7 protein-coding genes are annotated in these 20,246 nt (G+C 38.8%); 3 read left to right on the top strand and 4 right to left on the bottom strand.

The features are described 5' to 3' along the window. The first annotated feature begins 44 nt into the window (after positions 1-44). The 3 genes from lysA to ACZ5O6_RS11755 all read left to right on the top strand — a co-directional run bounded on the left by lysA (position 45) and on the right by ACZ5O6_RS11755 (position 2,943). Entirely contained in the window at positions 45-1,292 is a 1,248-nt protein-coding gene (gene lysA, locus ACZ5O6_RS11745; protein ID WP_447092718.1) for a diaminopimelate decarboxylase, read from the top strand. Positions 1,293-1,405: 113 nt separating this feature from the next. Next, on the top strand, positions 1,406-2,242 hold the full coding sequence (dapF, locus tag ACZ5O6_RS11750) for a diaminopimelate epimerase (RefSeq protein ID WP_447092719.1): 837 nt from the start codon (positions 1,406-1,408) through the stop codon (positions 2,240-2,242). Continuing rightward, a complete protein-coding gene (locus ACZ5O6_RS11755; protein WP_447092720.1) occupies positions 2,239-2,943 on the top strand; it encodes a DUF484 family protein in 705 nt (234 codons plus the stop codon). Before dapF ends, ACZ5O6_RS11755 begins: the two co-directional genes overlap by 4 nt. A gap of 142 nt (positions 2,944-3,085) precedes the next feature. Here ACZ5O6_RS11755 and ACZ5O6_RS11760 read toward each other — a convergent pair whose 3' ends face one another. From ACZ5O6_RS11760 to ACZ5O6_RS11775, 4 genes are read right to left on the bottom strand one after another with little or no spacing between them, the layout of a single operon-like run. Beyond that, positions 3,086-3,907, bottom strand: coding sequence for a polyamine aminopropyltransferase (locus ACZ5O6_RS11760; RefSeq protein WP_447092721.1), 822 nt, complete (start codon positions 3,905-3,907; stop codon positions 3,086-3,088). A gap of 33 nt (positions 3,908-3,940) precedes the next feature. Continuing rightward, positions 3,941-4,822: an ABC transporter ATP-binding protein gene (locus tag ACZ5O6_RS11765; RefSeq protein WP_447092722.1), complete on the bottom strand. Its 882-nt coding sequence runs from the start codon at positions 4,820-4,822 to the stop codon at positions 3,941-3,943. 35 nt (positions 4,823-4,857) lie between these two features. Continuing rightward, the gene (locus ACZ5O6_RS11770; RefSeq protein WP_447092723.1) at positions 4,858-5,868 is read right to left on the bottom strand and encodes an ABC transporter permease; all 1,011 of its coding nucleotides are present in this window, start codon (positions 5,866-5,868) and stop codon (positions 4,858-4,860) included. Continuing rightward, on the bottom strand, positions 5,852-20,113 hold the full coding sequence (locus ACZ5O6_RS11775; protein ID WP_447092724.1) for a non-ribosomal peptide synthetase: 14,262 nt from the start codon (positions 20,111-20,113) through the stop codon (positions 5,852-5,854). Before ACZ5O6_RS11775 ends, ACZ5O6_RS11770 begins: the two co-directional genes overlap by 17 nt. Positions 20,114-20,246 lie beyond the last annotated feature (133 nt).

Raw genomic sequence — 20,246 nt, forward strand, 5'->3', positions numbered from 1 at the left:
CTTATTTTTGGAATACCCCCAGTACTAATTTTGAGCTCTATTTTATGAACCACTTTACTTATCAACAACATGCGTTGATGTGCGAGAGCACCGCCTTACGTGATGTCGCCGAGCAATATGGCACACCGACTTATGTCTATAGTCGTGCAGCATTCACTGAACACTATCAGGAATACCGAGATGCACTCGGTGATCACGCGGGTATGATTTGTTACGCGGTTAAAGCGAATTCGAATATTGCCGTACTTAATGTGTTGGCCAAGCTCGGGGCTGGCTTTGATATTGTGTCTATCGGTGAACTGGAGCGAGTGATTGCCGCTGGGGGTGATCCTAAGCGTACCGTTTTTTCAGGCGTCGCAAAAACAGAAGCAGAGATGCGTCGCGCACTAGAAGTGGGGGTTTATTGCTTTAATATTGAATCGATTCCTGAACTTGCCCGCTTACAAAAGGTGGCTGAGTCTATGGGGGTGCAAGCACCGATTTCCTTACGTGTTAACCCTGATGTCGATGCAGAAACACACCCTTATATTTCTACCGGCTTAAAAGAAAATAAGTTTGGTGTTGATATCGAAAAAGCGGTTGAGATTTATCAATATGCTGCCACGCTACCTAACTTAGCGATTACCGGGGTTGATTGTCATATTGGTTCACAACTCACATCCGTTGAGCCATTTTTAGATGCCTTAGACCGTATTTTGTCGCTCATCGATGATTTGGCTGTTCAAGGCATTACTATCAAACACCTTGATCTTGGGGGTGGTTTGGGAGTGACTTATAACGATGAGCAACCACCTAAAATCGGCGATTATATTGAGACCGTAAAAAGCCGCATAGCGGGCAGAAACCTTTCTTTGTCATTTGAACCTGGCCGCTCAATCGCAGCTAATGCGGGGGTGCTCCTCACAAAAGTAGAGTTCTTAAAGCCTACCGAGCACAAAAATTTTGCCATTATTGATGCTGGCATGAACGACAATATTCGCCCTTCACTTTACAGCGCATGGCAAAAAGTATTGCCTGTTGAACAACAAAGTACTGAAACACAGTTGTGGGATTTGGTAGGCCCTGTGTGCGAAACTGGCGACTTTTTGGCAAAAGATCGTGAGCTTGCGCTAAATGAAGGGGATTATCTCGCCTTGATGTCTTCTGGCGCCTATGGCTTTACCATGAGTTCTAACTATAATAGCCGAGGCAGAGCTGCAGAAATCATGGTGGATGGCGACAAAACGCATGTGGTTCGCGAGCGGGAGACCGTAGCCGACTTATTACGCGGTGAATCCTTATTAGCTGAATAATATTGTCCGAATAGTAGCGCTTAAACAGCGTTGCCAAAATTGCACCACAAGAAAATAGTTGAGCGCCGAGTAGGCTGTTCGAGAATCGATGAGATAAAAGTAGTTAAACACCCATGAGCACTCGCGTACGTTTTACAAAAATGCATGGCTTAGGCAACGATTTTGTTGTTTTCGATGGCATCAATCAAGAAGTTAATCTTTCTACAGAAAGTGTACGCCGTATTGCTGATCGCCGCTTTGGCATTGGCTGTGATCAGTTATTAGTGGTTGACGTACCTCAACACCCCGAGAATGATTTCCGTTATCGTATTTATAATCACGATGGTTCTGAGGTTGAGAATTGCGGCAATGGCGCACGCTGCTTTGCAAAATTTGTACGTGACAAAAAACTCACCGGTAAACGCGTTATTCGCGTAGAAACTTTGGGTGGAATACTTACCTTACACGCTGATCGACAAGGAGGAATTACCGTAGATATGGGCGTACCTGTTTTTACATCTGCCGACATTCCCTTTGTTGCGGATGCTCAAGCGGAAACTTATCCACTTGAGGTCAATGGGCAAACTGTCGACATTAGCGCCGTTTCTATGGGTAATCCTCATGCAGTCACTATTGTCGATAACGTAGAGAACGCACCGGTCGAACAATGGGGACCAAGCATTGAACAGCACACACGTTTTCCTAATCGGGTTAATGCTGGTTTTATGGCCATCGATTCACGGTCATCTATCCATTTACGCGTGTATGAGCGTGGAGTAGGAGAAACACTGGCCTGTGGAACCGGAGCTTGTGCGGCCGTTGTCGCTGGGCAACGTCGAGGCTTACTAGATAGCACTGTTACCGCTCACTTACGCGGTGGTGATTTACATATTGAGTGGCGGGGCGAAGGGCATCCTGTAATGATGACCGGTCCAGCAACTACTGTTTTTCAAGGGCAAGTAAAAGTATGAGTTCTTCAAACGCACCAATACCTAACACGTTAACCGATGAAGATGTGGCCAATTATTTGCGACAACATCCAGACTTTTTTACTGATAAGCCTTCCTTGCTTGCCGATTTAACCTTACCCCACGAGCGTGGAGCCGCTATATCACTGATCGAACGTCAAGTCAGTGTATTGCGTGAACGCAATATGGATATGCGCCGCCGACTAACGCACTTAATCGACAATGCACGCACCAATGATGTGCTCTTTGAAAAAACCAAACGGCTTATGCTGAGTTTGTTAGAAGCGCAAGATATTAACGATTTTATTGACGCGTTGATGCACAGCTTTAGTAGTGACTTTGATATTCAGCATACGGTGTTTTTGTTATTTTCAGAACATCTCAACGAAGAGAAAACACCGCTGTCGACAAAAAGTAATGTATTACTGGCATCATTAGCGGAATCACAACATGTACTCGGTACGATTATCTCTAACAACAAAACCGTTTGTGGGCAGTTGGATAGAGATGAACATTTGTTTTTGTTTAGTGATAAAGCTGATGAGATTGGTTCGACAGCGATTGCGCCAATGGCAGCATCGCAGCCTTTGGGCGTACTCGCGGTGGGCAATAGTGACCCAGAATATTATCGATCAAGTATGAATACGTTGTTTTTAAGTTACATTAGTGATGTGGTTAGCCGTTTGCTACCGCGCTATTTGTAGGGCTCAAGCACCTATTTAAGTGAATGAGCCTTACAAGTGCAGAGCTGGTTAGTCTTCATTAGATTCACTGAAAGACGTAATATTCATGTGATGAATCAAATGCATAAGCTGGCACAACGGTCAATACAACACCGATTTCGAACTATTTTATTGCCTTAACTAGAACCATGGAATCAGCCCACCAATAATTACAATCCTCTGGTGGAAATAAATTGTTCACCACGCTAAATTCCACTCTATCAAAATATTTTAATAGTTTACGCTGGTGCCTTCTACTGATGGAATCAATTTCGTTTGAATAATAACTGAAAACACCGCCTTTCCTGAGATGTTGAGATGCCGCTTCGAAAAAATGAGCTCCAAATGTCACGTCATTTATTACGTGATCGGAAAACTCTTCTTCGGAAAGCGGATAAGTATCAAAGAAAATACCATCAAAAAGCCCCAATTGGCCTATGACATCCTGCCACTTCCCAAAAACTAAGCTGGTTTTATTATTTGGATATTTTGACTGCCATAACTCAAATTCTTTTTTAACGCCCTCATTACACTCTATTACGGTATACGACCTCGGATTGTAACTTAACATGTAGGATGCTGAAATTGCCATTCCAAAACCTATCTCTAGAACATCGCCTTGATTTTCGGCAACTACTTTTGCCATTGCTTCCATGTAAGGGCGCTCCCAGTCCTGCATGACTTGCTGTCCGTCTATAATCAACTGAGTATCATCGTACTTAGCCTGACTAGACACCCACTCTTCTTGGATAGCTTGCCGCTCTGATCCAACAACAAAACGTTTAGACACTTCATCTAAATGCAGCAAATCATCAGATATTTCACCCATGGCGCGGTCTATACCCCAGTTCTTGTGGCTGGGGTTTTTTGTACTCATAAAATTATCATCTTTCATTGAAAGTTTTAATTCAAAATTTTCTCTACGACAAACGTATTCTTTATTCATGAGAATAATATCTCCATACTCAGTGGTTAATTATTATGTTTGGCTCAAACTACAACCAGTTAATTTTATAAACAAATCATCTAACGTGGGATTTCTAACGCGCAAAGATTGCAGATTAGCTCCAGCAGAAATCAATTCAGAAATTTTCTCCTCAACAGAATTTGTTTTTATTGTGACTCTAGAGTTCTGCTCTACCACATCATCTTTAAGAAGAATATTCTTCGGACAATCATCGGTATCTAGACTAATAAAAACATGCCCAAAGTGCTTTTTAAGTAAGTACTCCGGTGACCCTTCGGAAACTATGCATCCTTTATCCACAATGACTAGATGATCGCAAAGATACTCAGCTTCATCCATATAATGCGTAGTCAATATTATCGTTTTTCCTTGAGATTTTATTTTTTTGATCAAATCCCAAAATTTATATCTCGAACGAGGATCTAAGCCAGCAGTCGGCTCATCTAGAAAAACAATTTCGGGGTCATGAATTAGTGCGACTGCGAGAAGCAACCTCTGTCTTTGACCTCCAGATAAAACACCTACCGGCTGATGAATAAAATCTTCTATCTCACACAGTTCTTTTATATGATCGATAGGCAAAGAGTTAATATAAAAGTCAGAGAACAACGTTAAGGTTTCTAGTACAGTAAGACTTTCAATCAATGCTGTTGACTGAAATTGAACCCCTATTTCTTTCAATAGGTTTTTTCTGCAGTCATCACCTTTGTAAAATATTTTCCCACTAGAAGGGCTTGTAATACCCTCAATGATTTCAAGAGTCGATGTCTTACCCGCACCGTTAGGACCCAGCAAGCCAAAACAACTTCCCTTTAAAACCCTGAAGGAGATATCATTTATCGCCTTAACAGACCCATAATTTTTTTTCAGGCCTTCAATTCTTAAAATATCCAATTTATTAGTACCTCAACTTAAAAAATCATTCAAAGTTATTTCCACTTAAAAAGAAAGGCGCCAATAAAAAGAAAGGAGACAGTCATTAATAACAAATAAGTCAAGTGATCAACAATATCAAAGATCGATGCACCCTCAATCATGACCTCCCTCGCAGCAGAGACAAAGTGTGTTAGTGGTAAAAAATCAGAAATTAAAGTCATAACTGAACTTTCACCATCTAAAGAGAACCAAACTCCTGAAAGAAACATCATTGGAAGAGCCATAACATTTAAAATTCCTGAAGCAAACTCCTCGCTTTCCATCCTAGAAGCGACAACTAGCGATAACGAGATAAGACAGATGCTTCCCAGTAAAAATATCAAAAAAATCAATAGATAACTGCCTTCAACCTTTATTCCAAAAAAATAGCTGGAGCCTAAAAAAACAATTCCGTTGGATATAATTATTATCCAGAGCCTAGAAAATAGTTGAGCCAAAAGAAACTCCAAAGAACTTAGAGGCGTAACTCTAAATCGCTTTAATATTCCGCATTTTCTATAACGCACTATGGCAAAGCCTATACCCCAAAAGGCAGCAAACATAACATTCATTGCCAACAAGCCTGGAACCAGCCAATCCACATACCTTGTCTCTTCGCCAAACAAAACCTTTTTCTTCAAAGTTTCATCCTTTGAGGAAATAATTTTTTCCAAAAAATAACCTTTATTGGAGTCAGAATTGATAACATATTCTTTTTTTTCAAAATCGATGTACATATCGACCTGGTGATTTTTAATGCTTTTTTCTACTTCTTGGTAATTTTTTACATCCATAAATTTTACGTATTTTAATTTATAGATCGGAGACTCCTCTAGGGTGGAAAGGTAGCTCTCATTAAAAGCTAACTTATATACAACGCTTTCTTCCTCGGACGACATGAGTGAAAAACCCAATATAATGAGGAACGGAACCAATAAATTCCACACAACATCGCCCTTATCCCTAATGAATTCGATGTTTCTTGCCCTAAAAAGAGCAATAATTCTCTTATATTTCATTGACATTACTTGCCCCTAAACAGTTTTCTATTTCTTGACAAAGTCTATCAACAAAAATATCCGAGTGAACAAGCCTATTATGCTTAACATTTATATTTACCTTTCCGTCAATCACGCCAAAAGTAAAAGACATATTGTAATAATCATTGTTTTCTTCAGACAAGGTATTTTCAACCGGATGTAAAGAGAATTCTTTTTCAGACAAACTTTCTGAAACGCTACTAAAATTAAAAAGAATATCGGGTGATGGAATACTTTGTATCTTATTAGCAACTTCGGAATATTTACCCTTCACATCGTACCGATCAAAATATAAAGCAGAGAATTTGTGAGAGTTATGATTAGCTTCTAATAATTCATTTTTAAAATTAGAAATCCAGTCAGATAAATCTAAATTATTATTTAATTTGAAGCCCGCTATATAATGCAGCGAAAGATAACCTACGCTCTCCATGAGATTTATACCACTAGACTCTCGACCACTATTCATAATCCAAGCTGGCATAAATCCAGAACCTTTTATTCTTGACATACAGTGAGCCACAAACAAGATTAACCCATCATAAACCCAAAGATCATGTTTTTTTGACATAAAATCTATGAATTTTTTTGAATCATCTTCGGACCACACGATAGTTTTTGTCGTAGAATTTTTTAGCTTATAAATACTATCTTTTTCTTTTTCATTCAGGTCTATCAATAACCCTCTTTGATTAACATGGTTTTTAACATCCCTCCATTTATCATGATTAATCCAGTGTGACACTTCGTTTTCTAAATTTTCCGATTCCAACTGATGATGTTGCCACTTTAAATAGTCAAAATAACTGATATTTTCTTTCGGGTTATCTGCAATTTTTTTACTAAATGAAGATGCATATAAATCATGAAGCCTTGCTATTATGTTATTGGCAGAAACCAAATCACAAATTAGATGGTGCATGATAAAAACCACTCTACTACCTTTTAACGATGAATGATTAAATACCGCAAATCGAAATAAGAACGGTTTGAAAATATCGATTGATCTGATCAATTCATTACAAGCATTTTCATATATTTTTTCAAAATTTTCTTTTGAGCAATCCTCAATATCGAAGTTGATGACCACGCCAGACTCTTCCTTCAACTCGTCTTTTGTTTCACGCTGAAGCCAACGACCGCTATTTTTAAAATTGTAAGACGATGCTTTTATTTCCTTAAAATATAGTCTGAAAGATTGATATTCTTCGGTCAATCTTTTAACCGACGTGAACAGCAAAGATGGGTCGATAATTTCTTTGAACTGCAGCATGCTGGCTACGACGTCATGGGAGGGATCTCTTCTATAATTGAGATGTAATATTTGGCTTCCGGAAGCGGGAAACCATTCTCCAGAGTAACTACTGGAACTAGTGGTTTCAGAAACGAACTGCTCTTTCGACAATTGAAAGCCTTCCTCCAAAGCCCTCTTTTCACAATACGCTTTTTTATCATTATCAAGCTGATTGATTACTCTTTTCAGGCCAAGTGAATGGCTGTCAAAATCGTTATCAAATACGATTTCAATCTCACTAAGAATATCGAGTAATTTTTTTTGTTTATCATCAATGCTTTTTGCCAATTTTTTCAAACTTTCATTCTTCATTAATGATTTTAAAGGTTCAATTACTGGAAAATTTTTCTCTATTTTATTTACGGCGGATATGGCTAATATTGAATGCCCTCCTAAATAGAAAAATTGATCATGTCGACTAATGGTATCTTCGGGTATATCGAGTAGTTCCGCCCATATTTTGCTAACTATAGCTTCTGTCTCCGTCTCTGGTGCACTATATACCACTTCTAGAGAGTTGCTGGGTTTCGGGAGCGCGCGGTAGTCTATCTTACCGTTGGCAGTCAGTGGTATTGACTCTATTTGGGTAAACGTACTTGGCACCATGTACTCCGGCAAAGTTTTAAGTAAGGTTGCCCTGATCAACTCTTCTTTCAGTACGACACCTGGCTTCATCATTAAATGGCACGCTAAAGAATTTTTCTCTCCCACTTGTGAAATTGATACAATCCCTTGTTTTATGCCATCTATTCTCTGTAGTGATTGTTCAACCTCGGCTAATTCAACTCGAAAACCACGAACTTTTATCTGTGAATCATTGCGCCCCAAGTACTCTAATGTGCCGTTGGGAAGCCATCGCACCACATCACCCGTTCTATAAATTCGCTCATACCCATTAACCTTATCCTTATCACTAGCGAAAGGGTTAATTGTAAAACGTTCGTCCGTAAGTACTTTCTGATTAAGGTACCCTCTAGCTAGGCCCGCCCCCGAGATATATAACTCGCCTTTGACACCAACAGGCACGGGGCTTTGATTGTCATTTAAAACGTAAACCCTGACATTATCGATCGGTTTGCCGATGCTATTCCTGGGCTTTTTGTTATGGCTCATGCTTCGTGTACTTGTTACTGTTGCCTCGGTTGGCCCGTAGGCATTGATGAGCAAATCACCCCAAATAGTAGATACACTCTCTGAGCAGGGTTCACCTCCGCTAACAACTCGCCTGATACTACTGCCACAAGTTATTTCTCCCAAAAGGGACAAGTAACTTGATGTGGCCGTGAGGTGCGTAATTTTTTCATGAGTGATGATTTTCTTAATTTTATTTGGTGAATTGATAGTGTCTAAAGTTGGGATTGATAATTGAGCACCGTTAAGCAAACTGAGAAATAACACTTCAATAGATGCGTCAAATATATATGCTAATAACCACAAGGCATTTTCGTTTTCATTAAATTCAAACGCTGCGGTTTGGCTCTTAATCAAATTACAAATGGATCCGTGCTCAACCATTACCCCCTTGGGGTTGCCGGTTGTACCAGACGTGTATATGACATATGCCAAATCACTCGCCGTCGTTCTTAAAGGAGGGTTAGCGACCGGATAATGAGACAGCCCTTGGGGGTTTTCCACATTTAACAATGAGACAGGTGTTGATCGCTCACTCAACCAGGCAGACAGCGATTCTAAATGATTTTCTTGTGTGAGAATCAAAGGCATTTCTGTGTCATTAACCATGAACACGACTCTTGCCTGAGGATGCTCGGGTGACATGGGAACATATGCTCCGCCAGCTTTGAGTATTGCCAAAATGCTGATTACCATTTCGAGGCTACGATCCATGTAGATGCCTATCAAAGTATCTGTTGGCATATCATGTAGATTTACGTCCCGATACCTTTCTGTAATTGCGCTGGATAACTGATTTACTCGCTCATTAAGCTCTTGATAAGAAAGCGTTTGTTTATCAAACGCTAATGCCGTGTTATTTGGCGCTCTATTTACCTGAGCTTCAAATAGGCTTACTAATGTCGCATCTTTGGCATAATGAGAATCTGTTGAATTCCAATCATAAAGTACTTTATTTCGCTCCTCTGGCGGCAATGTATCCAGTTGCGACAGGGCCTGTGAAGAATTAGCTACAAAGCCCTCTAAAACTCGCTGATACATTTCTACATTGCGTTGAATGCTCTCTGGACTAAATAGGCTTGTTGCATAGTTAAAAACCCCTTGAATATGAAATGCGTCACCATCTCGAGCAGAGCAGCTCTTCATTTCTAGACTCAAATCAAATTTAGCAGGACTATCTTTTTGATCTAAGATTATTTCATCGAATGGCAAAGGGAGATCATTTTTATCAAAGTTATTTACGGAGAACATGACTTGATACAATGGGTGCATGGAAGAGCTATGCTCTACACCAAGAGCATCCACCACTTTGTCAAAAGGTAAGAATTGATGCGTTTTTGCTTGCGACACTAGACGGTGCACACTTGCTATTAAAGACTCTATAGATTGCTCTTTATTCAGTACAATACGTAAAGCAAGTGAGTTAACAAAGTAACCGATTAGCGACTGCGTTTGGTTTTCTTGGCGACCATCGGAAGGTGTGCCCACGATAATATCTTCCTGGCCCGATAATGCGGAAAGAGTCACATAGAGACCACTGAGTAAAACGCTATATAGAGTAACTCCTTCTGATTTTGCGAGCGCTATTAGCTTTGAAGATAGTGCTTCGCTAAGGTTAAACTCTAGATTCTGACCGCGATAATCAACGTGGCTTGGGCGAGGATAATCCGTTGGCAACGATAAAGGCTCATAGTTCGACAAGCTATCGCGCCAGTAGTCAATCGCACAGGTTAGTGCATCTCCTTTTAACGTTTCTCTCTGCCAAACAGCGTAATCTGCGTAACTAATATCTATCCCTGGTAATGTGGCAACTTTTTTATTAAGTACCGCCTCGTAAGCCGCAGAAAGCTCATTCATAAATATATTTTCCGACCAGCCATCAAAAGCAATGTGGTGGAATAATACTAACAAATAGACGGTTTGATCTGTTGAGTGAGTAGATAATCGAATACTTGGGTCAGCGCTAAGATTAAAGGGGGTCTGTATTTCTTTATGTATAGCGTCAAAGCACATATCATCTGATGGTAATATCGAAGCCTTCAGATCTACATCCTTTTCTAAAATGTGCTGGTAATATTCTCCGGCATTATTTAACAAGTAAATAGTTTTCAAGATTGGGTGGCGATTGATTACTACATTAAAAGCCTCCAGCAGGTTGCTTTGATTGACATTTCTATGAAGCCTGAAAACATAAGGAATGTGGTAGGCACTTGTACCTTGTTCAAAACGTTCAATAAAGAGCAAACTTTGCTGAGAAAATGATAACGGGGGATGAACAGCTTCTGACCTTTTTATCACCTGAATATTTGCTTTCGTTGAAATGACACTTTCGGTCAATTTTGCTACCGTTTTTGACTCAAAAATTTGCGCAACCGATATACTCTTGCCAAGCGCGTTGCTGATTTCAGACGCCAATCTTACTGCTGTGATCGAATCACCGCCTATCTGAAAAAAATTGTCATATATGCCTATTTTCTCTAAGCCAAGCACTGATTTCCAGATAGCACAGATAGTTTCCTCTAAAGAATTACGTGGAGAAACATATGTATTATCTTCTAGAGAAAGAATTGGTTCGGGAAGTGCTTGACGATCTAGCTTTCCATTAATAGTTAGTGGTATTGACTCTATAACAGAAAAACTATTAGGGATCATATAATCCGGTAAGGTTTTTGATAGTAGAGAAGAAGTCAACTCTTTATCTAACAAAGCTCCAGTGTTCATAACGAGGTAGGCCGCCAGATAACGGCGTCCTTGCTTTTCTCGATCAATAACTACAGCCTGCTTTACACCATCGACCATGTTTAAAGCGTGTTCGATTTCACCTAACTCAATTCTAAAACCTCGAATTTTTACCTGTTTATCATTACGCCCCATGTACTCCAGCGACCCATCTGGCAACCATCTTACAAGATCCCCTGTTTTATATAATCGCGTATAACCCTTTAGTTGATCGTCTTTAGATGCAAATGAATTGCATATAAAGCGCTCTCGAGTCAATTCGGGCTGATTAAGATAGCCTCTCGCAACACCTGCGCCTCCAATATAAAGCTCGCCGACTACCCCTGTCGGCGACAGCGATTGATCACTGTCAAGAACGTAAAGATATGTATTTTTGACTGGACGACCTATATTTGTCGCCAAATCTTTATTTTTATATGGATTTACACTAGCACAAACCGTTATTTCGGTGGGTCCGTAAGCATTGAAAATATTTCTACGGGCAGAATTTAAACGATCTAAAGCAACAGAAGATGGCGACTCACCTCCCGTAATCAAAACATTCAAAGAGTCTAATAAGCTAATATCAAGAGATGACAATATTGCCGGAGGAAGAAGGGCAATATCTATTTTTTCTTTTTCGATTAACGAACTAATAGCCATGGGGTCTTTTTGATCTAATTCACTACATAAATAAAGACTTAGACCATTACATAAGCTAGAAAATATTTCGAATACACTAGCATCAAAAACGCTAGAGGAAAAATTTAGCATTTTTTTACAAGAAAGTGTGCCAAAGCATTCTTTTTGAGCTTCAAGGAAACTTACCGCGTTTTGATGAGAAATCATCACACCTTTGGGTTTTCCTGTTGTTCCAGAGGTATAAATAACGTAAGAAAGGTCCTTCTCTGAAATCATTACATCGAGATTTGATGATGAATTCTTATCTAATAATTCATTATTGTCTGCAATAATCAAGTTTGGTTTATTTGATGAAAAATCGCTTATGTTTTTTAATTTTTCTTGATAGGTGTACTGCGTCACCAAAACGTTCATTGACGTATCATTTATAATAAAATCCGTACGGCTCGACGGAAACGTTGGCGAAATTGATACGTAGGCACCACCTGATTTCAAAACGGCAAATATGCCTACTATCATATCCACGCCTCGGTCTAGATATAAACCTACGAGTGTATCTGCAGACAGTTTTCTATTGTTTGACTTCTGAATTTCTCTCGCTAGCTGATTAGCTTTTCTGTTTAGCTCTTCATAACTAATAGAGATTTCACCAAAAATCAGGGCTTTAGCACTAGGTGTTTTTTTTACCTGGTTCTCAAATAAATTTACCAATGTCTCATTATTAGTAGGACCAAAAGAAGTGGAACTCCAGTCGTACTTAATTTTTTCACGCTCTTTTTCGTCCATAATACTAATAGATGAATGTGGCTTGCGCGGATTTTCAATTACCTCTCTTATAATGTTTTTCATGTGCGAGAGAAGCATATTTGCTTTTTCTTGAGACAACAAACTATCGTCGGCACTTAATACTACTTCTACACCATCAAGTTTTTCATAAGCCATGACAGTTAATGGATAGTCTACCTCCTCTATCGAATCTTTAAACTCTACATTATTGCCGATACTGTCAGCACAAGAACTTGTAGAATCTACCTCGGGATAATTTTCGAAAACGAACAAGCTGTGAAAAAGTCTCTCGGCTCCCGACTGAAGACTTGACAGAGATACTGAGCTGTAGCTATTGATTTCCGATATACTTTTTTGAATACTATTAAGTATTTTTATGATTTCATCTGATTTTTTCCAATCAACCTCTAAAGGTAATGTATTGATATATAAACCTACACTATCTTCAATATTTTCCACCGGTATATCTCTTCCTGAGACAGTTGTACCCACTAACGTCTTAGAATCCTTTGTATACGCCTCTATAAGTTTATGCCAAGAGAACTGTAGGACAACATTGACCGTCAACCCATGAGAACGACACATTCTCTTCAGCTGTGTGTAGTCTGAGCCTTCTATCGATAGTGTGTTTTTTAAGACTGATCTTTTTTCAGGATTACGAAAAATATCTGCGCCACTGTTAACAAGACAGCCTATATCATTAGCCGTTAGTTTTTTCTTTCTAAACTCATCCCAATATAAATTGGATTTTTCCATATTCTTTCGATAGAAACTTTGCGCCTCCTTATATGCCTTGTCTATTACCATTGACGGGGCATTATTATTCATTAAATTGTCATAGCACTTATGAACAGCATCTAACAAGATAGGCCCACTCCAGCCATCACTGATACTATGATGCTCAGTTATTAAAACGGTGGTTAGTACCGAACTTTGCTTTATTAAGCAAAATCTAATGGGAGCTGGTTGCCTCAAATCAAAGCTCTTTTCTCTTTCTCTTTTTTGAAATTCAGCAATTAACGATTCATGAGTGTTGATTGGTGTACTGCTAATATCTTCTTCGATAAAATTATTTTCTGTAATGCTTGGCTCACCAGTTATGATTTGAAGCATATCTTTTTCCCAGTCAAACGCTGTACGTAGTGCTGGATAACACTCGGATGCTGACTTCCAAGCATTTCTATAAATATTGGCATCAAAATTATTGTGATAATCTAGCAACAACTGGACCCTATAGGCACTATCCTTCGGAAAATTAAGTTGATGATAAATAAATCCCTGCTGCAGGCTATTAGCAGGATAGATTTCTTCTACTTCGTATTTTTTCTGTAAAGACTTTAACTGCTCTATTGATATTTTTGAATATTCATAATCACTAGGCGTTTTAATCGACTTTGTTTTTGCAACAAAATCACCATGATCAATTACCTTCTCAATAGAGTCTCTAAACACTGAAAAAAACCTTTTCTCTAGATTTTCAGGCATTCTTGATTCAATTGAAAAAATCAGAGTATTATCATCAACAAACCCGTTTATGTTAAGAAATGCTTGATCTACGTTTTTTGTACTAGAAACTTCTCCGCATCCATCAATTATTAACTCCCAGTCATTAGAGCCACTTTTTTGCGTTTGATTTATCTGCCCAAGATAATTAAAGAAAATTTTAGGGAGCTCGGCATCAATGAGGCCCTGCTGTGAAAAAATTCCATAGCCTATACCTTTATCAGGTATAGACCGTAATGACTCTTTGGTTCTGACTATTGTTTCGCTTATATCCTCGAATGAAGTCAATTTAACTGGGTACATACTTGTAAACCAGCCCACAGTACTAGAGATATCGACACTTTCATCGATTAACTCTCTGCCATGCCCCTCTAAAGTTATGTGATTAGTTTTTGTTTCGAAAACTTGACCGAGAGTGATAGCAAGAGCACTTAACAGCAAGTCGTTTATTTCGGTATTATAGGCTTTTGAAGCAGTTCTCAATAATTTATTTGTAAAATTTTCAGAGAAAATTATCGTTTTTTCGGATGTTTTTTCAGAGAAAGAATGCAGAGACTTATTCTCTGCAATATTATTCCAATAATTAATTTGATCTCTATTTTTGTTCGCGTATTCTTTTATAGATTCTATCCATTGCCCATAACTACTACCTTTTTCTTGAAGCGAATTACCTAACAATAACTGCTCTACATCATCACGTATAATTCTCCAAGAAACAGAATCAATGATAAGGTGGTGGAATGCTAGCCACAGACGTTTTTTACCATCGGGATAGCCGTGTAATAAGGCAGATCGCCACAAATTCCCTTCATTTATTTCAAAGTCACTTTGCCAAGAAGTGAGTTTTTGCTCTACTTCTTCTGAAGATAAGCTACTAACATCTAATTTTTTTAAAGGGCTGATGTCGAAATCATCCAATTCAACACAAAACTGCTTATAATTTTTTTCAGAGCACAGAAATTTACAGCGCAAAATATCGTGATGCGCAGATATTTTATACAAAGCATCACTTATATCTGAATCTTCAAAGCCCTTTGGGAGGGCTATCATGAATGCCTGATTCCAGTGATTAGGCTTATCAAAACCTTGATCAAAAAACCACTGCTGAATTGGAAGGAGATCAAATTTACCTGACAAAGGTTTTTGTTCGACAATTACTTTTTTTGTTGGGATTTTTTCAGATAAAAATATTGCCAACTCGGCAACAGTAGGGAAATCAAAAATTGTTTTTACTTGCACTTGAAATCCAGATTTTCTGAGCTGAAGAACCAATTGGATACTGACTATAGAATCCCCGCCTATCCGGAAGAAATTGTCATGAACACCTATGCTTTGAATACCGACAACCGTTTTCCAAATGGAACATAATTTTTTTTCTAAATCGTTTCTTGGAGCTACATATGCATTACCATGAGAATAACTAGGGTCTGGTAGAGCGTTGTAATCTATTTTTCCATTAGTAGTTAGGGGTATTGAATCTATTAGAGTAAACGTATTAGGCATCATGTATTCGGGTAAAATCCTAGATATAGCAGACCTCACCTTTTCTTCATCAAGAGTATTTTTTGATTTCATCACCAAATAGCACGCCAAGATATTTTGGCCGGTTTTTTTTGAATAAGTTACGGCACATTGATCCACGTCATCTAATGACATTAGTGACTCTTCTATTTCTCTTAATTCAATTCTAAAACCACGAATCTTTACCTGGCTATCATTTCGCCCTAGATATTCTAGGGTGCCGTTGGGCAGCCACCTCACTAAGTCACCTGTTTTATATAAACGATCATAGCCTTTATCAGAACTCTCTCCATCGATGAAAGGGTTTTTTAAGAATCTTTTTTGCGTAAGCGATTGGTTATTTAAATATCCTCTAGCCACCCCCGCTCCTGCAATATATAGCTCACCTTGAACACCAACGGGAACCAAACACTGCTGCTTATCTAGGACATAAACCCGGACATTATCGATGGGCTTGCCAATACAATTTTTAGATGCCTGACTATGATTTATATTTCGCGTACTGGTTACCGTAGCTTCTGTTGGGCCATAGGCATTAATTAGCAGATCACCCCAAGCAGCAACTAACTTTTCAGAGCAAGGCTCGCCTCCACTGACAACACGCTTGATACTATTAGGAATAGTGACTGAAGAGAGCACAGATAGCTGACTAGGCGTTGCATCAAGATGAGTAATTCCTTGAGTTATTATTTGAGCCTGAAGCTCATTAGGTGAATCTGCCATATCACGTGTTGGAATCACTAATTGAGCACCACTCAGTAGGCTTAAAAAAAGCGATTCAATGGAGGCATCAAAAATATAATTAGAGAGCCATAGCGCGACTTCTTTGTTATCGAATTTGAAGGCATCCCTTTGACTGAAAACTAGATTACAGATCGAGTGATGTTCTATCATCACACCTTTGGGGTGACCCGTCGTACCAGATGTATAAATTATGTATGCTAGGTCGCTCCCTTCTACATCTAGGGAGGAATTATTAACTGAGTGTTGTCGTAACCTCTGCTCATCATCTGCGCTCAACAACGAAATAGAAGTCTCGCTTAGCCATCCAGATAACAAGTCTTCATAATGAAGCTGTGTAATTACCAATGGTATCTCTGCATCCTTGAGCATGAATATAACTCTAGCTTGAGGGTATTCTGGTGACATAGGAACGTATGCTCCACCAGCCTTGAGAACCGCTAAAATACTGATCACCATTCCAAGACTACGGTCCATATAAAGCCCTATGAGCGAACCAACGGGCATTCTTTTTGAATCAGCAAAATTGCAATAGTGAGCTAAAAGCGCAGAAGACAGCTGATTGGCCTTCGCATTCAGTTCTTTATAAGTGAGAGATTCGTCACCGAATACTAAGGCAATCTTATCTGGAGAATTGATTACCTGCTTTTCAAATTCGCTTACCAGCGTCACATTACAAGCATAATCCGCGTCGGTTTTGTTCCAGTCATAGAGTATTCTGTTTCTATCTTCTACCGTTAATATATCTAATTGTGAAATCAATTTGGTCGAATCAGCAACAAAACTGTTAATCACTCTCTGATATATATCCGCAATATGATTAACGCTGTTTTCGTCAAACAAGCCCAATGCATAATTGAAAACTCCCTGAATATGAAAACCTTTATCTGCACAAGCAGGCTTATTTTTCATCTCTAAACTTAAGTCAAATTTAGCTGAACTATTCTTGCTTTTTAAAGGCACTTCGTCGAATGGTAACGGGGCGTGACTCTTATCAAAATTATCAATAGAAAACATTACTTGATATAACGGATGTAATGAAGAGCTTCGCTGCACATCGAGAGCATCTACCACTTTATCAAAGGGCAACTGATGGGCTTTTGCTTGTGTTACTACTCGATGAACATCAGCCATTAATGACCCGGCTGACTGTGTCTTATCTAATTCGATACGTAACGGAAAAGAATTTACAAAATATCCAACCAACCCCTGCGTCTGGTCTTCTTCTCGTCCATCTGATGGCGTTCCGATAACAATATCTTCTTGCCCTGACAACATTGAAAGTGTTACATAGAGGCCGCTCAGCAAGAGACTATGCAATGTTACTTCTTCAGATTTAGCAAGAGATACTAATTTTTTCGACACAGTTTCAGTGAAGCTAAAGTCTAGATTTTTACCTCGATAGTCAATTTTATTTGGACGGGGGTAATCTATTGGTAGCTGTAGAGGTTCGTAACCCGACAAGTGTTTTTTCCAATACTTCACGGCAGTTTCTAGGGTATCACCTTTTAAACTTTCTCTTTGCCAAACCGCATAATCTAGATAGCGAATATTGAGATCTGGCAGTGAAACGGCTTTACCATTTTTTGCCGCTTCGTATGCATGGGAAAGCTCATTCAGAAATACACTTTCAGACCAGCCATCAAAGGCTATATGATGAAATAACATCAAAAAATAAACCTTATTGCCGATCGAGTAAGTTCGTAATCGAATGCTTGGCTCAGCACTCAAATTGAAAGGAGTCTCTATCTCTTTCTGTATCACTAAATCGATACTATCCTCTGGCAATAGTATTGATGACGTTATAGCTACTTCATCATCGAGCACATGCTGGTAATATTCTCCATTTTCATCCGATAGATAAACTGTTTTCAGAACAGGATGGCGATCAATAACAATGTTAAAAGCCTTGCACAAATGAGATTGATCAACATTTTCATGAAGTTTAAAGACGTAGGGAATATGGTAGGCATCAGTTCCTTGTTCGAACCGTTCAATGAAAAATAGGCTTTGCTGTGAAAAAGACAAAGGCGGCTTGCTAACGTTTGATTTAGTGATTACCTCAAGCGCTATCTTTTCTTCATTTTCAATACTTTCGGCCAATACCGCTATGGTTTTGCATTCAAATAGTTTTGCAGCTGATATGTGCTTACTAAATTCTCTGCTGATTTCGGCCGCTAATTTTACTGCCGAAATAGAATCGCCACCAATTCTGAAAAAGTTTTCATGTATTCCTATTCTGTGAAGATTGAGCACAGATCGCCAGATAGCACTGATCTTTTCTTCCAAAAAATTTCGTGGAGGAATATAAATATTATCTGTGTCGAAAAAGACAGGGGCAGGAAGTGCATCTCGATCAAGTTTCCCATTAGCTGTTAATGGTATAAGATCTATTACTGACAAACTGCTAGGCACCATATATTCTGGCAATATACTCGACAAGTAGGTGTAAATAGCTGATTGATCTAAATCGGCTTCAGGCTGTATGACAAGGTAAGCTGCCAAATAACGCCGTCCGTTATCTTCTTTATCTATAACAACCGCGTGGTGCACTTCGTCGAGTGTTTGCAACGCATGCTCAACTTCGCCTAGCTCAATTCTGAAGCCTCTAATTTTAACCTGTGCGTCATCGCGGCCTAAATATTCCAACGTATCGTCAGGTAGACGTTTTGCTATGTCACCCGTCTTATATAAGCGTGTATAGCCTTTTAGCTTTTCTTCTTCCGAGGCAAATGGATTGTGAATAAAACATTTTTCAGTTAGCAGTGGCTGATTGAGATAACCCCTTACAACACCAGCACCTCCAATATATAGCTCGCCAGGCTCTCCTTTTTTTACAGGGGACAAATCTTTATCTAACACGTGTAAAGATATATTGTCGATGGGCAGGCCTATACAGTTGGCCGATGAGTCACCATGAGGGAAATTTCTTGTTACAGTTACTGTTGCTTCCGTAGGGCCATAAACGTTTGCTAACAAAGGTTGCCAATATTCAGTCAATGACTTTCCGCAAGGCTCTCCACCACTTATTACGCGACGAATTTTGTGCGTCCTATTTATCGGCGTTATCATTGACAAATAGCTGGGTGTAGCATCAAGGTGCGTTACTTCTTTACTGGATATTATGTCCTTAATAATTTCTGGATTATGAATGTCTGATTCAGATGGGATTAATAAAAGCCCACCATTTAATAAGCTCAGAAAAATAACTTCTACTGAGGCATCGAAAATATAACTTGATAATAGTAAAAAAATGTCACTTTCATCAATTGAAAAGAATTTACTTTGACTCTCAATTAAATTTACAACAGAGCAGTGTTCTACCATTACTCCCTTAGGGTTACCTGTAGTTCCTGATGTATAAATCACATAAGAAAGATTTTTTCCCGAGACAATATAATCCAGGTTATTACTCGAGTATTCTGACAATTTCTTTGGATCATCAGCCAATACAAGCTGGAATTCACCCGAAATATCGCTTCTCAAATCATCTAGTTTTTTTAAATATTTTTTCTGGGTTACGAGCAGAGACAACGAAGCATCATTAAGTATAAAAGCTGTCCTACCTAACGGAAATTCTGGAGATATAGGAACGTAAGCACCACCAGCTTTTAGTACCGCAAGTAAGCCTATTATCATTTCTGCGCTACGATCTAAATATACACCTATTAAAGTATCTGCAGACAGCGGTTTTCTATGGGATTTTTCGTAGGAATCTATAATAGACAAGGCTAATTGGTTGACTCTTTCGTTGAGTTGCTCATAACTTAGCGACTCCGCTTCAAAAGAAATAGCTATATTTTTTGGTGTTTTTTTAACTTGACGTTCAAAAATTTTGACAAGCGAATTATCATTTTTAGGTGAAGGAGAGGCAGAATATTTTTCACGATTCATATTATATTAACCGACTATTTTATGATTATTATCTAAATTTATGACACCAATCTACACAATTTACGGGAATCAGGCATCATTTTTTTCTAGAAAACATAAACTTAGCAAGAATATGAAGTAATATAGCAATAAT

Source organism: Eionea flava (assembly GCF_055393785.1).